The 19,885-nt window shown below is 63.3% G+C and carries 21 protein-coding genes; 3 read left to right on the top strand and 18 right to left on the bottom strand.

What is annotated here, in order from left to right; all coding sequences use genetic code 11:
- Window positions 1-2 precede the first annotated feature (2 nt).
- Entirely contained in the window at window positions 3-848 is an 846-nt protein-coding gene (locus tag ACSJLU_RS02945) for a fumarylacetoacetate hydrolase family protein (RefSeq protein WP_167324826.1), read from the bottom strand.
- 25 nt (window positions 849-873) lie between these two features.
- Window positions 874-1,614 carry an SDR family oxidoreductase gene (locus tag ACSJLU_RS02940; RefSeq protein ID WP_025305191.1) on the bottom strand — a complete coding sequence of 247 codons (741 nt, stop codon included), beginning with the start codon at window positions 1,612-1,614 and terminating at the stop codon, window positions 874-876.
- A gap of 236 nt (window positions 1,615-1,850) precedes the next feature.
- On the opposite strand from ACSJLU_RS02940, the gene ACSJLU_RS02935 reads away from it, so the two are divergent.
- Entirely contained in the window at window positions 1,851-2,609 is a 759-nt protein-coding gene (locus ACSJLU_RS02935; RefSeq protein WP_025305190.1) for a FadR/GntR family transcriptional regulator, read from the top strand.
- 126 nt (window positions 2,610-2,735) lie between these two features.
- Entirely contained in the window at window positions 2,736-3,878 is a 1,143-nt protein-coding gene (gene ampH / locus ACSJLU_RS02930; protein ID WP_025305189.1) for a D-alanyl-D-alanine-carboxypeptidase/endopeptidase AmpH, read from the top strand.
- A gap of 33 nt (window positions 3,879-3,911) precedes the next feature.
- Here ampH and hpaC read toward each other — a convergent pair whose 3' ends face one another.
- From hpaC to ACSJLU_RS02875, 11 genes are all read right to left on the bottom strand, one after another.
- Window positions 3,912-4,427, bottom strand: a complete 516-nt coding sequence (gene hpaC, locus ACSJLU_RS02925) for a 4-hydroxyphenylacetate 3-monooxygenase, reductase component (RefSeq protein ID WP_025305188.1) — start codon at window positions 4,425-4,427, stop codon at window positions 3,912-3,914.
- A gap of 16 nt (window positions 4,428-4,443) precedes the next feature.
- Window positions 4,444-6,006: a 4-hydroxyphenylacetate 3-monooxygenase, oxygenase component gene (gene hpaB / locus ACSJLU_RS02920; RefSeq protein ID WP_043136111.1), complete on the bottom strand. Its 1,563-nt coding sequence runs from the start codon at window positions 6,004-6,006 to the stop codon at window positions 4,444-4,446.
- A gap of 178 nt (window positions 6,007-6,184) precedes the next feature.
- Window positions 6,185-7,081: a 4-hydroxyphenylacetate catabolism regulatory protein HpaA gene (gene hpaA, locus ACSJLU_RS02915; RefSeq protein ID WP_004933161.1), complete on the bottom strand. Its 897-nt coding sequence runs from the start codon at window positions 7,079-7,081 to the stop codon at window positions 6,185-6,187.
- 34 nt (window positions 7,082-7,115) lie between these two features.
- Window positions 7,116-8,486, bottom strand: a complete 1,371-nt coding sequence (gene hpaX, locus ACSJLU_RS02910; protein ID WP_043136113.1) for a 4-hydroxyphenylacetate permease — start codon at window positions 8,484-8,486, stop codon at window positions 7,116-7,118.
- 3 nt (window positions 8,487-8,489) lie between these two features.
- Entirely contained in the window at window positions 8,490-9,284 is a 795-nt protein-coding gene (hpaI, locus tag ACSJLU_RS02905) for a 4-hydroxy-2-oxoheptanedioate aldolase (RefSeq protein ID WP_033631724.1), read from the bottom strand.
- Window positions 9,285-9,360: 76 nt separating this feature from the next.
- The gene (gene hpaH / locus ACSJLU_RS02900; protein ID WP_049204624.1) at window positions 9,361-10,164 is read right to left on the bottom strand and encodes a 2-oxo-hept-4-ene-1,7-dioate hydratase; all 804 of its coding nucleotides are present in this window, start codon (window positions 10,162-10,164) and stop codon (window positions 9,361-9,363) included.
- A 14-nt stretch (window positions 10,165-10,178) separates the two neighbouring features.
- Window positions 10,179-10,565 carry a 5-carboxymethyl-2-hydroxymuconate Delta-isomerase gene (locus tag ACSJLU_RS02895; protein WP_004933172.1) on the bottom strand — a complete coding sequence of 129 codons (387 nt, stop codon included), beginning with the start codon at window positions 10,563-10,565 and terminating at the stop codon, window positions 10,179-10,181.
- A 50-nt stretch (window positions 10,566-10,615) separates the two neighbouring features.
- Window positions 10,616-11,689, bottom strand: a complete 1,074-nt coding sequence (gene hpaD, locus ACSJLU_RS02890) for a 3,4-dihydroxyphenylacetate 2,3-dioxygenase (RefSeq protein WP_089180517.1) — start codon at window positions 11,687-11,689, stop codon at window positions 10,616-10,618.
- Window positions 11,690-11,726: 37 nt separating this feature from the next.
- Complete coding sequence (gene hpaE, locus ACSJLU_RS02885; RefSeq protein WP_046688192.1) at window positions 11,727-13,181, bottom strand: 5-carboxymethyl-2-hydroxymuconate semialdehyde dehydrogenase; 1,455 nt, start codon at window positions 13,179-13,181, stop codon at window positions 11,727-11,729.
- Window positions 13,178-13,942, bottom strand: coding sequence for a fumarylacetoacetate hydrolase family protein (locus ACSJLU_RS02880; protein ID WP_033641766.1), 765 nt, complete (start codon window positions 13,940-13,942; stop codon window positions 13,178-13,180). Before ACSJLU_RS02880 ends, hpaE begins: the two co-directional genes overlap by 4 nt.
- A complete protein-coding gene (locus ACSJLU_RS02875) occupies window positions 13,939-14,571 on the bottom strand; it encodes a fumarylacetoacetate hydrolase family protein (RefSeq protein WP_060434146.1) in 633 nt (210 codons plus the stop codon). Before ACSJLU_RS02875 ends, ACSJLU_RS02880 begins: the two co-directional genes overlap by 4 nt.
- A 325-nt stretch (window positions 14,572-14,896) precedes the next feature.
- Here ACSJLU_RS02875 and hpaR point away from each other — a divergent pair, with 325 nt between their 5' ends.
- Window positions 14,897-15,349 carry a homoprotocatechuate degradation operon regulator HpaR gene (gene hpaR, locus ACSJLU_RS02870; RefSeq protein WP_004933183.1) on the top strand — a complete coding sequence of 151 codons (453 nt, stop codon included), beginning with the start codon at window positions 14,897-14,899 and terminating at the stop codon, window positions 15,347-15,349.
- 56 nt (window positions 15,350-15,405) lie between these two features.
- Here hpaR and ACSJLU_RS02865 read toward each other — a convergent pair whose 3' ends face one another.
- Genes ACSJLU_RS02865 through ACSJLU_RS02845 form a run of 5 tightly spaced genes read right to left on the bottom strand, consistent with a single transcriptional unit; the run spans window position 15,406 to window position 19,844 of the window.
- Entirely contained in the window at window positions 15,406-16,197 is a 792-nt protein-coding gene (locus tag ACSJLU_RS02865; RefSeq protein WP_025305182.1) for an SDR family oxidoreductase, read from the bottom strand.
- 4 nt (window positions 16,198-16,201) lie between these two features.
- A complete protein-coding gene (locus ACSJLU_RS02860) occupies window positions 16,202-16,999 on the bottom strand; it encodes a MoaF C-terminal domain-containing protein (protein WP_025305181.1) in 798 nt (265 codons plus the stop codon).
- Between the two features lie 11 nt (window positions 17,000-17,010).
- A complete protein-coding gene (locus ACSJLU_RS02855) occupies window positions 17,011-17,793 on the bottom strand; it encodes an SDR family NAD(P)-dependent oxidoreductase (protein WP_089196489.1) in 783 nt (260 codons plus the stop codon).
- Window positions 17,786-18,376: a DUF3156 family protein gene (locus tag ACSJLU_RS02850; protein WP_043136151.1), complete on the bottom strand. Its 591-nt coding sequence runs from the start codon at window positions 18,374-18,376 to the stop codon at window positions 17,786-17,788. The genes ACSJLU_RS02855 and ACSJLU_RS02850 overlap by 8 nt, the downstream gene beginning before the upstream one ends.
- A complete protein-coding gene (locus ACSJLU_RS02845) occupies window positions 18,351-19,844 on the bottom strand; it encodes an APC family permease (protein WP_043136156.1) in 1,494 nt (497 codons plus the stop codon). The genes ACSJLU_RS02850 and ACSJLU_RS02845 overlap by 26 nt, the downstream gene beginning before the upstream one ends.
- Window positions 19,845-19,885 lie beyond the last annotated feature (41 nt).

Below are 19,885 nucleotides of genomic sequence, written 5' to 3'. Positions count from 1 at the left end.
GGTTAAGCCTGTACGGTTTGCTGGCGCTGTTCGCCCAGCCCTTCAATGCCCAGACGCATCGTCTGGCCCGCCCGCAGGTAGATGGGCTGCGGTTTCTGCCCCATGCCGACGCCCGGCGGCGTGCCGGTGGAGATCACGTCGCCCGGCTGCAGGCTCATAAAGCGGCTGAGGTAGCTGACGATCTGCGGAATGCGGAAGATCATGGTGCTGGTGTTGCCGTCCTGATAGCGCTTGCCGTCCACCTCCAGCCACAGGTTCAGGCTGTGCGGATCGGCGATTTCGTCGGCGGTCACCAGCCAGGGGCCGATCGGCCCAAAGGTGTCGCAGCCTTTGCCCTTGTCCCAGGTGCCGCCGCGCTCAATTTGATATTCGCGTTCTGAGACGTCGTTGATCACGCAATAACCGGCGACGTGGCGCATCGCATCCGCTTCGCTGATGTAGCGCCCGCCCAGGCCGATCACCACGCCCAGCTCCACTTCCCAGTCGGTTTTCTGCGATCCGCGCGGGATCTCCACCCGGTCGTAGGGGCCGACCACCGCGCTGGTCCATTTGTTGAACACCACCGGTTCCTCAGGAATGGCCGCACCGGTCTCCGCCGCGTGATCGGCGTAATTCAGGCCGATGCAGATGAACTTGCCGATGCCGCCGACGCAGGCGCCGAGACGCGGCTGCCCCTCGACCAGCGGCAATGCGGCGCTGTCCAGCGCGCGCAGTTTGGCGAGCGACACCGGCGATAACGCGGCGCCGCCCACGTCGGCGATATGCTGCGACAGATCGCGCAGGCGGCCCTGCTCATCCAACATGCCGGGGCGCTCTTGCCCGGGTTCCCCATAACGTAAAAGTTTCATGCGTTCCTCTCTCAAAAATGGCGGCTCAGTTGCTCCAGCCACCGTCGATGATCTGCACCGTGCCGGTGGTGTACGAACTGGCGTCGGAGGCCAGATACAGCGCCAATTGGGCGATTTCCTCGGTGGTGCCGATGCGCCCGATCGGCTGACGGGCGACGAACGCCTGATACACCTCTTGCTCGCTGCGCCCCTGTTCGCGCGCCTGCTCGGCGATGCGCTGGCGCAGCGACGGCGATTCCACCGTGCCGGGGCAAATGGCGTTGCAGCGGATGCCCTGGGTGACGTAATCCGCCGCCACCGAGCGCGTCAGGCCGATCACCGCCGCCTTGCTGGCGCCGTAGGCGAAGCGGTTCGGCACCCCTTTCACGCTTGAGGCCACCGAGGACATGTTGATGATCGAGCCTTTGCCGCGCGCCAACATGCCCGGCAGGAAGGCGCGGATCATGCGGAACATCGCGGTCACGTTGAGATCGAGCGCGAACGCCCACTGATCCTCGCTGCAATCGAGGATCGATCCGCTGTGCACCACGCCGGCGCAGTTGAACAACACGTCGATCGGGCCGATCGCTTCCGCCGCCGCCGCAATGGCGGCCGGATCGGTGACGTTCAGCGTCAGCGCGCGGATCCCGGCGGAGCCCTGCAGGCGCTCGAGGTTGATGTCGCTGGCGATCACTTCAGCGCCGGCGGCGGCGAACAGCCTGGCGGTGGTAAAACCGATCCCTTGCCCGGCGGCGGTGATCAGTACGCGTTTCCCGGTTAAATCCATCTTGACTCCTCGGCCTAAAGGTCTAATGGTCAGGCCAATAAAGGCGGTTAAAGGTCAGGCCTCTAACATGACAAAAGACGCTTTACGCGTTATCGTTGGGGGAAGAAGTTAATAAAAACAGCCTTGAAACCGCATTTCAATTAACCATTTTTTTACACTTGAATAACAATTACTCAAGCGCCTTATCGCATAATTGTGCGCCAAATCACTGAACGCCGAATCGTCAAAGGTCAAAAATGCCGATTACCCGACTGGAAAACCCAAGAATTTACAGACAGATAGCTGACCAACTCAAACGTCTGATCGAAAATAACGAATTTCCGCCGGGCAGCCGTCTGCCCTCGGAGCGCGATCTCGCCCAGCAATTGCAGGTCAGCCGCGCGTCAGTGCGCGAGGCGCTGATCGCGCTGGAAGTGATCGGCCTGGTAGACGTCAAGGTCGGCAACGGGGTGATCGTGCGCTCGCCAACGCCGCTGGCGCCGTCGCAGGAGCCGGTGATGGCCCAAGCCGGCCGCAACCAGTGGGCGGAGATCGACGACGAACTGAACATCGAGCTGGATTTCAACGCCGAGTTGCCGCCGTTTTCTCTGCTGCAAACCCGCCTGCTGATCGAACCGGAGACCGCCGCGCTGGCCGCGCGCCACGCCACCGACGAAGAGCTGGCGGGTATCCGCGCCGCCTATGAACAGAACTGCCGCGATAACCGCGCCGGTTCCGCCACCCACCCCGGCGATCGGCTGTTCCACATCCGCATCGCCCAGGCCAGCGGCAACCCGGCCTATGCGTTCATCATCGGCCACCTGCTCGGCCACCGTTACGGCAGCATGTTCCGCGTGCTGCAGCGCCACTATACGCCGGACGACATGCCGCACCGCTCCGAGCTGGAACACCGGGCGATCCTGGCGGCGATCGAAGCGCGCGACGTGCGCGGCGCCCGCAAGGCGATGAAGGCGCACCTGGACGAAGTGATCGCCATTTTCGCCCGCGCGCAGTAGGCCGCCGGCGGTGAAAAAATTTTATCGCCACCGCTCTTTTTTCTACATGCAGCCGGGGCCTGGGGGCATTACACTGGGCGACGAATAAGCCCTTTCCCCGCTGCATTGTTAAATGGATAACGACCGTTGAAGAACTCTGTCTCCGCTTTATTGCTGGCGCTGGGCCTGTGCGCCGCGCCGCTGGCCGTGCAGGCCGCGCCCCCGCAGCTGGCTTCGCAAATCGTCGACCAGTATGCCGAACATATTTTCTACAACAGCGGCGCCACCGGCATGGCGCTGGTGGTGATCGACGGCAATCAGGTGGTTAACCGCAGCTTCGGCGACACCAAGCCCGGCAACAACCTGCGCCCGCGCCCGGATTCGCTGATCCGCATCGCGTCGATCACCAAGCTGATGACCAGTGAAGTGATGGTAAAAATGGCGGCGGCAGGCCAGGTCAAACTGACCGATCCGCTGCGCAAGTACGCTCCCAAAGGCGCCTATGTGCCGGCTTACAACGCCGGCCAGCCGATCACGTTATTGAACCTGGCCACCCACACCAGCGCGCTGCCGCGCGAGCAGCCGGGCAAGAAGCCGCCTAAAACGCCGGTGTTCACCTGGCCGACCAAGGCCCAGCGCTGGCAGTGGCTGGCGCATGCCAACATCACGACGCCGCCGGGCGTGCACGCCGCGTATTCCAACCTGGCGTACGATCTGCTGGCCGATGCGCTGTCGCGCGCCGCGGGCAAGCCTTATAACGCGCTGCTGAAAGAGAAAATCACCGCGCCGCTCGGCATGGTGGATACCACGCTGACGCCGAGCCCTGAACAGTGTTCGCGCCTGATGGTGGCGGCGGCCGGCCCGAGTGCCTGCCGCGACACCACCGCCGCGGCCGGCAGCGGCGGCGTCTACTCCACCCCGCGCGACATGCAGCGCTGGATGCAGCAGTTCCTCTCCTCCAGCGCCAGCGGCCCGCGCAAAGCCACCGCCGCCAGCGAACAAACCATGTACTTCCAGCGCCACGATCTGGTGTCGCTGAAGGGCATGGACGTGCCGGGGCAAGCAGATGCGCTGGGGTTAGGCTGGGTGTATATGGCGCCGAAGGACGGGCTGCCGGGCATCATTCAGAAGACCGGCGGCGGCGGCGGGTTCATCACCTACATGGCGATGATCCCGGCGAAAAATGTCGGGGTGTTCGTGGTGGTGACCCGTTCGGAGCTGAGTAAGTTCACCAACATGAGCGATCCGGTCAACCGCCTGGTGAGCGATCTGGCGGCCAACAAGAGTTGATATGTGGGGCGCAGCTGGCTGCGCCCCCACGTCTCAGGCCAGCACCGCCATCTGATGGATCACCGGATGGAAGTTGCGCTTGAAGTAGATCAGGCCGTTGCCGGCTTCGCTCAGCGCGATCTGCTTGATCTGCACCAGGTACATCTGGTGGGTACCGATGCTCTGAATCTGCTCGATTTCCCCTTCCAGGCTGGCCAGGGTATTGCGCAGCACCGGCTGCCCCAGTGCGCCAAGCTGCCACTCTTCCAGCCGGAAACGATCTTCCATGCTGACGCCGGTCATGCCGGCGAAGTGGCGCGCCATCAGCTCCTGCTCGTGGTTGAGCACGTTGACGCACAGCCTGCGGTTTTCCTGAAACACCGGGTTCATCGCGCTGTTGCGGTTGATGCACACCAGCAGCGTCGGCGGCGTATCGGTTACCGAGCACACCGCCGTGGCGGTGATGCCGCAGCGCCCCGCCGGGCCGTCAGTGGTGACGATATTCACCGCCGCCGACAGGCTGGCCATGGCGTCGCGAAAGCGCAGCCGCTGTTCATTTTCCTGAGACATACAACCTCCTCCTGAATTACTTCAGCAGATTATCCAACTGATTAATATCGTCATTGTTCCGCAGGTGCGGCACCTTCCAGCCGTGCTGATCGTAATCGGCCAGGCACTTGTCGACCATCTGCATCATGCGATCCATATTGCCGGATCCCTGCGCATGGCGCAGGCACTGCAGGCGGATCTCATCCTGGCTGCCGGCATAGTTGATCTCATACAGCTCGTGGCGCCCGCCGAACTCACTGCCGATCGCGTCCCACATCAGCTTGAGGATCTTGATGCGCTCGACGTGATCCATGCCGTCCGATCCGCGCACGTAGCGCGCCAGGTACTTGTCGATCTCCGGGTTGTTCATGTCGCGCACGCTGGACGGCAGGTAGATCAGGCCGCTGGTGACGTTCTTCTCGATGATGTGTTTCACCTTGGTGTAGGCCATCGGCGCCATCACGCGGTAGGTTTGCAGCGCGGCGGAATCCGGCAGGTAGGCGCCGTTTTCCCATTGCGTGGCTTCGGCGCACATCGCGTCGCTCAGCGACCAGAACAGGTTGCGCCAGGCCACCACTTCGCCCAGATCGGCCTGCACGCCGCGGAACTCCAGCACGCCGGTGCACGAGAGGCTCTTTTGCAACAGCGCGGTGATGAAATCCATCTTCACCGCCAGGCGCACGCAGGCCTGCAGCGGGAACAGCCGGGCGAAACCGCCCTGGGTGCTCCAGCGGCGGCAGCGGTCGAAATCGCGGTAGATCAGCACGTTTTCCCACGGGATCAGCACATGATCCATGATCAGGATCGCGTCGTTCTCGTCGAAGCGGCTGGTGAGCGGATAGTCAAACGGCGATCCGGTGGCGCCGGCCACCAGCTCGTAGGAGGCGCGCGAAATCAGCTTCACTCCTTCGGCGTCCATCGGCGCCACGAACATCAGCGCGAAGTCCGGATTATCGCCCATCACCTGCGCCGAACCGAAGCCGATGAAGTTGTAGTGGGTCAACGCCGAGTTGGTAGCCACCACTTTGGCGCCGCTGACCACGATGCCGGCGTCAGTTTCTTTCTCCACCTGAATGTAGACGTCCTTCACCTCATTGACCGGCTTATGACGATCGATCGGCGGGTTGACGATGGCGTGGTTGAAATAGAGCCCGGTTTCCTGAATGCGTTTGTACCAGTGGCGCGCGTTATCGGCGAACTGGCCGTAGAACTCCGGATAAGCGCCCAGCGCGCAGCCGAAGGCCGCCTTATAATCCGGCGTGCGCCCCATCCAGCCGTAGCTTTGGCGTGACCAGTCGGCGATGGCGTCACGCTGCTGGCGCATCTCTTCCGGGCTGCGGGCGTAGCGGAAGAATTTGTGGGTATAGCCGCCGTTGCCGGTGTCGGTATTCCAGCACAGGCGATCCTGGCTGGCCGGATCGTGCAGCGCGTCGTACAGCTGGCCGACCGACGCCGCCGCATTGCGGAACGCCGGGTGGGTGGTGACGTCTTTTACGCGTTCGCCGTAAATGTAGATTTCGCGGCTATCCTGCAAACTTTTCAGGTATTCGGCGCCGGTGAACGGGCGTTTGCTGTCGGCACGAAAGTCTTCTGGTTTCATCGGGTCTTCCTCGTCATCGGCATTTTTCAGGCCGTGGAGTCGGCCATTTGTTAAAATAATGTTTTCTTTTGGTTGCTTAATTGAAGCTGCCAAAGCCGGTTTCGAGAAGAGACTTTTGCGGCAATCGCCGGTACTTTTCAGGTCAGTTTGCCGCTTTCGCGGCAAACTGTGATCGCGGTTACGAAAGGGCGTGTTGCGCCGCGCGGTAGGTCGAGGGGGAACAGCCTTCCAGCCGATTGAAAAAACGGGCGAAATAGGCCGGATCCTTGAAGCCGAGGCTGTAAGCGGTTTCATGCACCGTGCAGGCGCTGAACAGCAGCATGCGCTTGGCCTCGCGCAGCAGCCGATCGAAAATCAGCCGTTTGGGCGGCCGGTTTGCGAAGCGCCGACACAGGTCGTTGAGCCGCGATTCAGTCACCCCCAACGCCTGCGCATACTCCGGCACCGGCAGATGCTCGCGAAAACGCTCGTCCACCATCTTGTTAAACCGTTGAAACAGCTGCAGTTCGCCGCGCACGCCGCTGTTGGCGCTGTCTTCCAGCGCGGTGTTGCGCAGCAGCAGCGTGAACACCGCCTGCGCCAACAGCGCCAGCGTCTGTTCGCGCCCGGCCAGGTTCTGCGCGAACTCGCGGCGGATCAGCGCCCAGTAGTGGCTGAGCGCCGTCAGCTCCTGCGGCGCATCGGCCAGCGACAGGCAGATGCCCGGCATGTCCAGCGCCAGGTTGCTGCCGGGGTACAGGCGCTCCAGCAGCGGCCAAATCAGCTCCTGGCGCACCGTCAGCACGTGGCCGTCGCTGTCCGGTTCGGTGAAGAACGCATGCGGCACCGACGGCGGCGTGAGGATGAACAGCGGCGCCTGCACCGAATAGTGCTGATCGTCGAGCTGCAGCTCTATCTTGCCGGTCTCCAGGAAATGCACCTGGAAGAAGCAGTCGTGCCAGTGCACCTGCATGTCGCGGCCGAAGAATGCCGCCAGCCCGGCGAAGGTTTCGTAGTGCACCTCGTCGGCGGCGTAGCGCGCGTCATACTCTTTGCAAATATCGATGTTGGCGATAAAGCCGGTACTTTTCCGCACCTCATGACCTCCTGCAATCATGCCCACTTGCGCATCAAGGCGTCGCTCTCGGGCGCGAATCCTTCATCGGAATGCGCCACACCAGCACGGCGCCGACGATCAACAGCGCCGAAACGAAATACAGCCCGGAGTTGAAGCTGCCGGTCAGATCCTTGAACCAGCCGATCAGCAGCGGGCTGAGCGCCGATCCGATGTTGCCGGTGGCGTTGATCACCGCGATCCCCACCGCCCGCGCTTCCAGGCTGATCGACTGATCCGGCGTGGTCCAGAAGATCGCCATGGCGGTAAAGGAGCCAACCGAGGCCATCACGATCCCCAGCAGTTGGATCAGGCTGTGATCGGTGGCGGACGCCAACAGCCAGCCGGCGGCGGCGAACAGGTACGGCAGCGCGGTGTGATGCTTGCGCTCCTGCAGCCTGTCGGATCGTTTGCTCCACCACACCATGCCGGCGATGGTGCAGATCTGCGGGATCGCCGCCAGAATGCCGATCGTCACGTTGCTGCTGCCCTGGTTGAAGCTCTGCAGGATCTGCGGCGTCCAGATGTTGATCGCGCTCAGGGTGTTGGTCAGGCAGAAATAGGCCAGCGTGTACATCAGCACGATCGGCGTGCAGATCTCACGCCACAGGCTGCGCTGCTGCAGCGCGCGGTGGCTGCTCGGCCCGTTGGGCTGCACCAGCTGCAGCTTGTCGGCCTCCATCATCGCCTTCAGGCTGGCTTTTTCCTCGTCGGTCAGCCACTTGGCCTTGGCCGGGGTGTCATCGAGGTAGAACCACACCACCACGCCCAGCAGCACCGATGGAATGCCTTCCAGCAGGAACAGCCACTGCCAGCCCTTCAGGTTCATCACCCCGTCCAGCGCCAGGATATAGCCGGAGACCAGCGAGCCGATCGCCATGGTCACCGGCATGGCGATCATGAACAGCGCGTTGGCGCGGGCGCGGTAAAACGCCGGGAACCAGTAGGTGAGGTACACCAGAATGCCCGGCAGGAAGCCGGCCTCGGTGATGCCGACAATCATGCGCAGCACGTACAGACTGGTCGGCCCGGTAGCGAACATGGTGCAGGTGGAGGCAATGCCCCACAGCACCATGATGGTGGCGATCCAGCGCCGCGCACCGACCCGGCTCAGCATCATGTTGCTCGGTATGCCAAAGATCACGTAGGTGACATAGAACAACGTCGCCGCCAGCCCGAACATGGTCGAGCTGAGGCCGAGATCTTTGCCCATCGTCAGCCCGGCGAAGCCGATGTTGATACGATCGAGGAAAGAGAAAACAAACAACACGAACAGGAAAATGATCAGGCGCCGAAACAACTTTTTAATCACCGATTGCTCGGCGGCGGTTAACGCTTTATGTTGCTGCGCCGGGTTGGCCGGCGGCAGCGAATCGACGTGGTTCATGGTTCAGTAGACTCCCGATGAAGGCGCTTGCGCCCCGCCCTGTTTGAACTCATCCGCCAGGGCTTCCGCCGCCCGCGCCAGCAGGGTGGTGTCCACCCCCACCGCGACGAACAGCGCGCCGGCCTCCAGATAGCGCTGCGCCAGCGCCTTGTTGGCCATCAAAATGCCCGGCGCCTTGCCGGCGGCGCGGATACGCGCGATGGCGTCGTCGATGGTGCGCTGCACCTCCGGGTGCTGCGGATTACCGGCAAAGCCCATGTCGGCGCTGAGATCCGCCGGGCCGATAAACACGCCGTCCACCCCTTCCACCTGCAAAATGGCGTCGAGGTTTTTCACCGCTTCGCGGGTTTCAATTTGCACCAGCACGCACATCTGCTCATCGGCCTGCTGCAGGTAATCGGGCACCCGGTTCCAGCGTGAGGCGCGCGCCAGGGCGCTGCCGACGCCGCGCACGCCGTGCGGCGGATAGCGCGTGGCGCGCACCGCGTCGCGCGCCTGTTCGGCATTCTGAATCATCGGGATCAATAAGGTTTGCGCGCCGACGTCCAGCAGTTGCTTGATGATCACCGCGTCGTTCCACGGCGGGCGCACCACCGGCTGGCTCGGGTAAGGCGCGACCGCCTGCAGCTGCCCCAGCACCGTTTGCACGTTGTTGGGCGCATGTTCGCCGTCGATCAGCAGCCAGTCGAAACCGGCGCCGGCCAGCAGCTCGGCGCTGTAGCTGCTGCACAGCCCGAGCCACAGCCCGATCTGCGGGCGTTTTTCCTGCAGCGCTCGCTTGAAGTGGTTGGTTAACATCGCATTCTCCCTGACAAGCGGGCGCGGCGCGTGGCCCCCGCCCGATTATTGCGGCCCGGTTCGCCGAGCCGGCTTATTAGACGAAGCGGCAGCTGATGCAGCCCATCGGGCCGTAATCGACGTGGAAAGTATCACCGCGCCGCGCCGGCACCGGCCGGGTGAAGGAACCGCCGAGGATCACCTGCCCCGCTTCCAGCTCCACCTCATACGGCGCCAGCTTGTTGGCCAGCCAGGCCACACCGTTGGCCGGATGATTGAGCACCGCCGCCGCCACGCCGGACTCTTCAATCACGCCGTTGCGGTACAGCAGCGCGGAGATCCAGCGCAGATCCAGCGCATCCGGCTTGATTGGCCGCCCGCCCATCACCACCCCGGCGTTGGCGGCGTTGTCGGAGATGGTGTCGAACACCTTGCGCGGCCGCTGCGTCTCGGGATCGACGTTGTGGCTGCGCGCGTCGATGATCTCCAGCGCCGGAATGACGTAGTCGGTGGCGTTGTAGACGTCGAACAGCGTGCAGTTCGGCCCGCGCAGCGGCTTGGCCAGCACGAACGCCAGTTCCACCTCCACCCGCGGCACGATAAAGCGGTCGATCGGAATGTCGCTGCCGTCGTTGAAGAACATGTCGTCCAGCAGCGCGCCGTAGTCCGGCTCGGTGATCTGCGAGCTCACCTGCATGGCGCGCGACGTCAGGCCGATCTTGTGGCCTTTGAGCGTGCGCCCCTCGGCGATCTTCAGCGCCACCCACTGCCGCTGAATGGCATAGGCGTCTTCAATGGTGATCTCGGGATGATCGAGCGACAGCGCGCGGATCTGCTCACGACTCTTTTCCGCCTGGTGCAGGCGCTGCACGGCGCGGTTAACCTGCTCTTTATCCAGCATTTACGACCCCTTATTCACGCCTTGTTGAACAGCGCGTGGACATTGTTCTGTTTGTAATTCAGCACCGGATCCAGCTCTTCCATGGTGAAAGAGAGCGCCAGGTAACGCTGCGCCATCAGCGCGGCAAAGTGTTCCTTGATCAGCGCAAACAGCATCTCGCCCACCTGCTGCCGGCTTTCCAGACTGCGGCCGTGGCCGATCTTCAGCGTCATGTGCACGAAGGCGTAATCCTGCTTGCCGTCGGCCATCTGCCAGGTATCGAGCCAGATGGCGCGGCTGCGCACGCCGGCCAGCGGGAAGATGCCGGTCGCCGCCAGCGCCTCGTTGACCTTGGCGAACAGGGTGGGCAAATCCGCCTCGCGGCGGATGTTGTCGGTACATTCAGCGTAAAAATGGGGCATAGCGTTCTCCAGACGGCGCATAGACGCAGGCAAGGCCCGCGCAGCGGCATTTACAGCGTATTGCCAAGTTTGAAACCTTTTTCCGTATCGCCCTCGCGGGTATAGGAAAAACCGTCTGCGCCGATGGTAACGGCCATTTCGCTGGGCGCACTGCGCTCGATGACCGGCTGCGGCTGCCCATCGAGATCCAGCACCAGCGATCCTTCGGTGTACCAGCTCGGCACCACCGGATTGCCCCACCAGTCGCGGCGCTGGTTGTCATGTACGTCCCAGGTCACGGTCGGGTTGTCCGGATCGCCGGTGTAGTAATCCTGCGTGTAGATTTCCACCCGGTGGCCATCGGGATCGCGCAGGTAGAGATAGAACGCGTTGGAGACGCCGTGGCGACCAGGGCCGCGTTCGATCAAATCGGATTTGCGCAGCGCGCCGAGCTTGTCGCAGATGGCCAAAATGTTGTGCTTTTCATGGGTGGCGAAGGCGATGTGGTGCATGCGCGGCCCGGCGCCGCCGGTCATCGCGGTATCGTGCACCGTCGCCTTGCGGCGCATCCAGGCCGCGTAAACCACGCCGTCTTCATCGCGGATGTCTTCCGTCACGCGGAAGCCCAGCCCCTGGATGTATTCCACGGCGCGCGGCACGTCAGGGGTGATTTGGTTAAAGTGGTCGAGGCGCACCAGCGCGCCCGGCGTATACAGATCGTAGCGCCAGGCCAGACGCTCGACGTGCTGCACGTCGTAGAAAAACTCATACGGAAAACCGAGCGGATCCTCTACCCGCACCGCATCGCCGATGCCTTTGGCGAACCCGTTCACCCGACGCTCGGTACGGCAGCCAAGCGCCTTGAAATACGCTTCGGCGCGATCGACGTCTTCCGGCGTGCGCACGCGGAAAGCAAACGCCGCCACGGCGGCGACCGGGCCTTCGCGCAGCACCAGGTTATGGTGAATAAACTCCTCCATCGAACGCAGATAGAGGGTTTTATCCTCTTCGGCGGTCACGACCAGGCCGAGGATATCGACGTAAAATTCGCGTGCGGCTTTAAGGTTCGTGACCTGAATTTCCATGTAGGCACAGCGCACGACGTCGGGAGCAGGGACAGCATCAGTGGTAAGTTTTGTCGTCATTGTTCTCATCTCTTTCGTTATTATTGTGGCCTGAGGCTCAAACGCCCCATTTCGGGATCGGGTGGTTGCCCATGGAAATGCACACGTTCTTCATTTCGGCGAATACTTCGAAGCTGTATTCGCCGCCTTCGCGGCCGGTGCCGGAGGCTTTCACGCCGCCGAACGGTTGGCGCAGATCGCGTACGTTTTGGGTGTTGACGAAAACCATGCCGGCTTCGATGCCGCGGGCCAGGCGCAGAACCTTGCTCACATCCTGCGTCCAGATGTACGACGCCAGGCCGTACTCCACGTCGTTGGCCATGCGCAGGCCGTCTTCTTCCGACTTGAACGGCAGCAGGCAGGCCACCGGCCCGAAAATCTCCTCCTGCGCCACGCGCATCCGGTTATCGACATCCGCCAGCACCGTCGGGCGCAGGAAGTTGCCGTGGCTCAAACCGGCCGGTTTGTCCGGGCCGCCGGCCAGCAGGGTTGCCCCTTCTTCCACCCCGAGGCGGATATAGCCGGAGACTTTTTCCCAGTGCTGCGGGCTGATCAGCGCCCCCACCTGGGTGTTGGGATCTTGCGGATCGCCCACGCGCAGACGGTTGGCGCGCTCGGCGAAGCGTTTGACGAATTCCGGGTAGATGCTCTCCTGAATGAAGATGCGCGAACCGGCGGTGCAGCGTTCACCGTTGATTGAGAAGATGGTGAATAGCGCGGCGTCGAGCGCCCGCTCGATGTCCGCGTCTTCAAAGATCAGCACCGGCGACTTGCCGCCCAGTTCCATGGAGAATTTCTTCAGCCCGGCGCTTTCGATGATGCGGCGGCCGGTGGCGGTGCCGCCGGTGAAGGAAACCGCGCGCACGTCTTTATGGCGCACCAGCGCGTCGCCGGCAGTGGCGCCGTAGCCCTGCACCACATTCAGCACCCCGGCCGGGATGCCGGCCTCCAGCGCCAGCTCGCCCAGGCGGTCGGCGGTCAGCGGCGACAGTTCGGACATCTTCAGCACCGCGGTGTTGCCCAGCGCCAGGCAAGGCGCGGTTTTCCAGGTGGCGGTCATGAACGGCACGTTCCACGGCGATACCAGCGCACACACCCCCACCGGCTGCACCAGCGTGTAGTTGAGCATCTTGTCGTCCACCGGGTAGGTCTTGCCGTTCATCTGCTGGCACACCTCGGCGAAGAACTCGAAGTTGTGCGAGGCGCGCGGGATCAGCACGTTTTTGGTCTGGTGGATCGGCAGGCCGGTGTCGGCGGTTTCCAGTTCGGCGATCTGCGGCACGTTCTGGTCAATCAGCTCCCCCAGGCGGCGCATCAGGCGCGCGCGCTCTTTCATCGGCGTGTTGGCCCATTTGGGGAACGCCTCTTTCGCTGCCGCCACCGCCTGGTCGATCTCCAACTGACCGCCGGAAGCCACCTCCGCCAGCACCTCGCCGTTCGCCGGGTTGGTGGTGGTGAAGTACTCTTTGCTGGCGACGTTCTTGCCGTTGATCCAGTGGTTGATGGTTTTCATCGCAGGCTCTCCTCGTAATCTTTTTCACTGATAATGTGGTTAACCAGACGGCCGATGCCCTCGATCTCCACCACCACTTCATCGCCCGGCTGCACGTCGGCCAGCCCTTTCGGCGTGCCGGTGGCGATCATGTCGCCCGGCTGCAGCGTCATGAATTCGCTCAGGTAGGCGATCAGGAACGGAATGTCGAAAATCATGTCGGCGGTGCTGCCGCGCTGGCGCAGCTCGCCGTTGACATAGGTGCCGAGCGCCAGCCGGTGCGGATCGGCGACATCGTCGCGATCGACGATATACGGCCCGATCGGCGTCAGGGTGTCGCGGCTCTTCACCCGCAGATTTGGCCGGTAGTAGTTCTCCAGGTAATCGCGGATGGCGTAGTCGTTACACAGGGTGTAACCCGCCACGTACTCCATGGCGTGCTCACGGCTGACGTTGCGCGCGGTCTTGCCGATCACCGCCACCAGCTCGGCTTCGTAATGCATGTACTCCACGCCGGCCGGGCGTACCGACACCTGACGGTGCCCGGTCAGGGTGTTCGGCGCCTTGAGGAACACCAGCGGTTCTTCCGGCGCCTTGAATTCCAGCTCGCTGGCGTGGTCGGCATAGTTCAGCCCCAAGGCGAACACCGTGCCCTGCGCCGGCGGCAGCCATTCCACTTCGCGCTCCTGCAGCACCTCGCCGTTCGGCAGCGTGACGCGCAGCTGGTCATCCACCTGCACGTTGAAGACCTGGCCATGATGGCGAATACGAGCATGTTTCATGATGCGGCTCCTGCCTGGGTGACGCGGTTGGTCAGAGTGGGCAGGCCGGCGGCACGCACCGTCACCTCATCTCCCGGTTTGATCTCCACCCGCTGGTGCGGGGTGCCGATCAGCACCGCATCGCCCGGCTGCAGAGTGATGAAATCGCTGATGGCGGCGATCAGTTCCGGCACCGAGCGCACCAGATCGGCGGTGGACCAGCGATCCCGCTCCACGCCGTTGATCTCGGTGACGATCTCCAGCCGATCGGCAGTCGCCAGCTGGCCGATCTCCCCCAGCGGGCAGAACCCGTCGCGGCATTTGGCCTTGATCGCCGGGCGGTAAAAGCTGCTTTCCGGCAGGCTGACGTCGTTGGCCAGTGCGTAACCGGCCAGATAACGGCCCACCTGCGCCGCCGGCACCTTGCGTGCGGTGTCGCCGATGATCACCGCCAGCGTGCCGCCGCTTTGCACGGTTTCACCGGCCGGAAACGGGATCGCCCCGCCGTTGGCGAGGTGGGTGTTGCGCGGTTTGATAAACCACACCGGGGTTTTGGGCGGGGTTTGATACGGTGGCTGGTGAAACGCCTGATCCCAGGCGTCCAGTTGGCTGCGGTGGTTCAGCGCAACGGAAAATACGGTGCCTTTCATGCGAACTCCTCCAATGGCAAAACATGACAACCGGCATTCATTAATATATTAATGATTACTTTTATACGCTGTGCAGCTTTTACGCAACGCGCTTGGAGTGATTTGTGATCGTGATAACAAAATATTCACAAACAACGAACATTAGCGTGATTATTCAGCGTATTAATCATTTTTCTCGCCATTTTTCGCTGCGCCGCGCATTTTTGCTTTATCCCTGCGGGCAACTTTGGCTACTATTAAGTTATTAACAAAATCGGGCCTGCGGGGTAATAGCCCTGCGGTAAGCGCCGTGACAACGAACACCTTGATAGCTAAGGCCAAACTTATGCATGAATCGTTAACCATCGCCCTGCTGCAGGCGCGCGAAACCGCCATGGGGTTCTTTCGCCCGATCCTGAAAAGCCACAACCTGACCGAGCAGCAGTGGCGCATCATCCGCGTGCTGGCCAACAGCCGCTCGATCGAATTCCACGAACTGGCGGCGGAAACCTGCATCCTGCGCCCCAGCCTGACCGGCATTCTGTCGCGCATGGAGCGTGATAAGCTGATATTCCGCCTCAAGCCGGTCAACGATCAGCGCAAGCTGTACGTGTCGCTGACCCAGCAGGGTCAGGATCTGTATGAAGTGGCGCGCCACCAGGTGGAACAGGGCTACGCCGAGATTGAAGCCGCTTTCTCGCGGCAAAAAATGGATCAGTTGATGACGCTGCTGGACGAGCTGATCACCCTGGGCGACAGCCTGCCTGCCAACGTCACCGCGCATCCCGCCAAGCAGTGATTTAACCCACCGGAATGCTCAAATTAATTGGCGTTGCAGCCAACAACGCTGCAGCGTCAAGTAAGCAGAGAATTCGTTTCCGGCAACAGCGCGCCGCCGTCCACCACCAGCGTCTGGCCGGTGATGTAGGCCGCCGCCGGCGAGGCGAGAAACACCATCGCCGCGGCGATGTCTGCCGGTTCCCCCAGCCGCCCGAGCGGCACTGAGGCGGCGATCGCCTGATTCACCTGCGCGTCGCCCAGGTTGGCCATCGCCGGCGTGCGGATCATCCCCGGCTCCACGCCGTTGACGCGAATGTTCTCCGCCGCCAGCTCCAGCGCCGCCGCGCGAATAAACCCGTTCACCCCGGCCTTGGAGGCGGCATAGTGCGCCAGCCCCGGGTAGGCTACCCGCGGGCCGGTCACCGACGAGGTCACCAGAATGCAGCCCCCGCCCCGGTGGCGCATCCACGGCAGCGCCGCCTGCGCCAGAAAGAACGGCGCCATCAGATTGACGCTCAGCGTGCGTTGCAACAGGGCCGCGTCGATGGCGGCGAACGGCGTCAGCGGAAAATAGGCGGCGTTGTGGATCACCACGTCCAGCCGTTGGTGCCGCTCGCCCACCGCCGCCACCAACTCGGCAATCTGCCCCGGCTCGGCCAGATCGCAGGCCAGCGCCTGTACGCTCAGCCCTTCGTCCCGCAGCGTTTGCGCCGCCGCCTGCGCCTGCGGCAGCTGTACGTCCGCGATCGTCACCTCGGCGCCCAGCCGGGCAAAGGCGCTGACGATCGCCAGCCCAATGCCCTGAGCGCCGCCAGTCACCAGCACCGTCTGCCCCGCGAAGGCATCAGCCGCATAGGTTGCGCTCATCGGCCTATCCTCGCGGGTGGTGCGTGGTGTTCAGCACCTGAGCGTGGGCGCCGACCGCAAAGTTGCTCAGCGCGCTGAAATCGCTGCCCTGATAGCCGAGGATCTTGCCGTCGGTGCGCATGCCCTGCAGATCGATCATCACCACGCCCAGCGTCGGGATGATCTTCTCGCGCCAGACGAACAGATAAAGCTGCTCCGCCACCTTCACGTAGTGGCAGCGATCGACGTCCGCCAGCCCTTTCTCCACCCCGTCCAGACACTGCCAGGCGTAGAAGTTGTCGTTCAGGTAGATGTGCTCGTACCGCTCGGTCGGGCTGTAGGTGTACATATTGCGCATGCCGATCAGCTCGTCGGTAAAGCCCGGCGGTGCCGCGTCGGCGTCGTCCAGCGTGCCGAAGCGGAATTCGGCCTCAACCGCGGTCAGCGGCAGCCCCTGCTCCACCCGGCTGAAGGCATCGAGCCGCGTCTGCGCTTCGTCCGGCAGTTGGCCGTATACCGCAGTGAAGTTGCCTTGATTACGGTCGCATACCAGCGTAATGCTGGCGTTGGCGCGGGTAGGATCGAGAAAATCGATGAACAACACGCCAGGGCGAATGCTGGTAGCGCGATAGGCGACGCCGCGCCGCTCCCCCCACTCCAGCGTCTGCTCGTCGGTAAACCGACAGCGCTGCGTCGCACCGTCGCTAAAACGCAGCGTCAGCATGGTGCCCGCCAGGCCGTGCTGGCGTTCCAACGTATTGCTGTGCGGCGCAAAGCCTTCCGCCAGCGCGCCAACCTGAATGAATACCGCTTCTGAACTCATGGAAATGCTCCTTACAGGGAAGTGAAAGCCAGGGTCGGCACATCGACGATGGTGGAGCCGCCGTCGGCCACCAGCGCCGCGCCGGTTATGATTGAAGCTTCGCTGGAACAGAGGAAACGGCAGACGCGGGCGATCTCCTCGGCGCTGGCCGGCCGGCGCAGCGGTACGTCGCGACAGACCATTTGGTAGGCCTGCTCCAGCGAAATCTGATGGGCGTCCATCAGCAGTTGCATCTCTTCGTCCGCCATCGGCGTGGTCACCCAGCCCGGACACACCGCGTTGGCGCGCACGCCCAGCGGGCCATAGTCGCGGGCGATGGAGCGCATCAGCCCGATCAGCGCATGTTTGGCGGTAACGTAGCCGCAGACCTCCGGCCCGGCGGCCAGCGAAGCGATCGAGGCCACGAACAGCAGGTTGCCGCCGCTTTTAATCAGCTCCGGCAGGCAGGCGCGCGCACTGGCGAAAGCGCTGTTGAGGTTGCTGTCCATCGCCCCTTGCCATTGCGCGTCGGTCATCTCGGTGATGCGCTTGAAGCCCATGCCGCCGGCGCTGCCGATCAGACAGTCGATGCGCCCGGCGTCGCCCAGAATCGCCGGCAGCAGCGTGTGGTTCCAGCTCTCGCCGCTGGCGGCGTCGCCCACCAAAGCCTGCGCGCCGATCTCTTGCGCCAGCGCCGCCAACGGTTCCGGGCGGCGGCCGATGATGAACACCCGATCGCCCTGCGCCGCCAGTAGACGGGCGCAGGCGGCGCCGACGCCGGTGCCGCCGCCGGTAATCACAACCACTCTATTCATGATTCAGCTTCTCCATCAGTTGGCCGATCATCAGCAGGCTGCTCAACAGCAGCCGCCGCTGTTCGGCATCCAGCCGCAGATAGCGGCGGCCGGCCGGCAAACGGCTGACCACCTCCGACGCGGCAAAATGCTCGATATCCACCTGCCAGCGCCCGTCGTTCACCGTCAGCCGCACGCGGCGAAAATCCAGCTGCGCCAGCGTCTCGCCGATCTGCGGGTAGCGCTGCAGCCCTTCCAGCACTCGCTGCGCGGCTGCATGGCGTTGGCGCAACAGATAGCGCACCCCGCGCCGCCGCAGCCAGCCGCCGGTCACCACGTCCAGCGTCAGCGGAGGCTGCGCTGCGCATGCGCCCTGCAACCGAAAACGGTGGCTGACGATATGCGCCATAAACAGCCCCTGCACCTGTTCGCCGATCTCGATCTGCGGCCCCTGCGGCAGCGTCAGCCGCAGCAGGCCCGGCGCCAGGCGTTCGCACGCGTAGGGTTCCAGATTGCGCGCCAGACGATCCAGCGCGGCGCCCGGCCGATAGCCCGACGGCGCGCGCCGCCAGGCGCGATTAAGTGAGGGAAGTAAGCCGATCAAACTGCGCCTCCTCGTTTTCACCCTTGGCAAATGCGTTCTCCAGCACCTGCTCGACCGGCACCGGCTTGAACGGGTTCACTTTCTGCACGCACAGCGTCCAGAACAGCGCATAGGCGGCGGTCAGGCCGATCATCCAGCCGAAGGGAATGTAGATATCGCTCGGGTTCATCCCCGGCGGCGTGATGTAGACGATGGCCAGCACGATGCCGACGCTGGAGACGATTTGCGGCAGTGGGAACCACGGCGATTTATAGGCGCGCGGCAGGTCGGGGCGGCGCACGCGCAGGATCACCACCGAACAGGTCACCAGCAGGTAGGCCACGCCCCAGGCGCACACCGCCGCCAGCACCAGCGGAATGATCCTGTCGAGGTTGCCCTGAATGGCGAAGGCGTGTACGCAGGGGATCAGGACCGCCACCAAAATGCCGACCACCGGCGTTTTAAAGCGCGGGTGCAGATAAGCGAACATGCGCGGCAGCGCGCCGTCCAGCGCCATGCCGTACAGAATGCGCGGCACCGCCGCCATCAGCGTGTTGATGGTCGCCGCGCCCGCCAACAGCAGGCCGACGCCCAGCCAGTATTTGCCGAACTGGCCCATCACCTGGCCGGCGAACGCCGGGATGGCCATCGGCGTTTCCAGCAGGCGCGTGCCGCTGGCGGCGTCGATCACCACGTTTTCCACCTGATGGCTGAGCGCCGCGCCATACAGCGCCATGCACACCGCCACGCCGCACAGCCCGAGCGCCATCGCGCGCGGGATCACCCGATCGCAGCGTTTGATCTCCGGCGCCATCGGCGTCACCAGCTCACAGCCGACGAACATGAACATCGCCATACCGATCAGGCTGAACACCGCGAACGGATCGCTCAGGCTCAGCGTGCTGCCGAACCAGCCCTCAAGCGGCACCGCATGCGGCGACAGCAGCCCAACGATGCCGAAAATCACCAGCGTGCTCCACATGGCGAAGGTCAGCACGATCTCCGCCTTGCCGAAGGCCTCGATGCCGAACGCATTGAGCAGGCCAAACACGACAACCAGCCCGACGCCGACCATCCAGGAGGCGTTGTGGCTTTCCATCAGGGTGTTGAGGTGCTCGAAGTTCACCAGCGCCATGATGCCGGAAAGAATGGTCTCGGCGGTGCCGGCGAAGATATGCACGATCAGGTAGGCCGACAGCGCGCCGGTGATGGCGAAAAAGCGCCCCATGCCGCAGGAGATGTAGTCGTAAACCGAACCGGAGGTCGGCAGCAGCGACGCCGCTTCGGAGAAGGTGGTGAGCTGCGCCTGCATCATGATGAAGGCGATCAGCATCGCCAGCGCGAAGGTGTCGCCGCCGATGCCGAAGCCGCTGGTGACCGTCAGGATCACCGGGCTGGCCATGATCACCCCGACCGAACTGGCCAGGGTGGTGGGAAAGCCGACCTTGCCTCTAGCCAGGTGGGCGTGCAACCGCGACGACAGGTTCATGGTTATTTCCTCTTATAGTTTTGGCCTGATGCATGCAGGTG

Source organism: Serratia bockelmannii (assembly GCF_051803255.1).
Lineage (GTDB): Bacteria > Pseudomonadota > Gammaproteobacteria > Enterobacterales > Enterobacteriaceae > Serratia > Serratia bockelmannii.
Note: the sequence above shows the minus strand (reverse complement) of the source record. Positions and strands in the feature narration are given on the sequence as shown.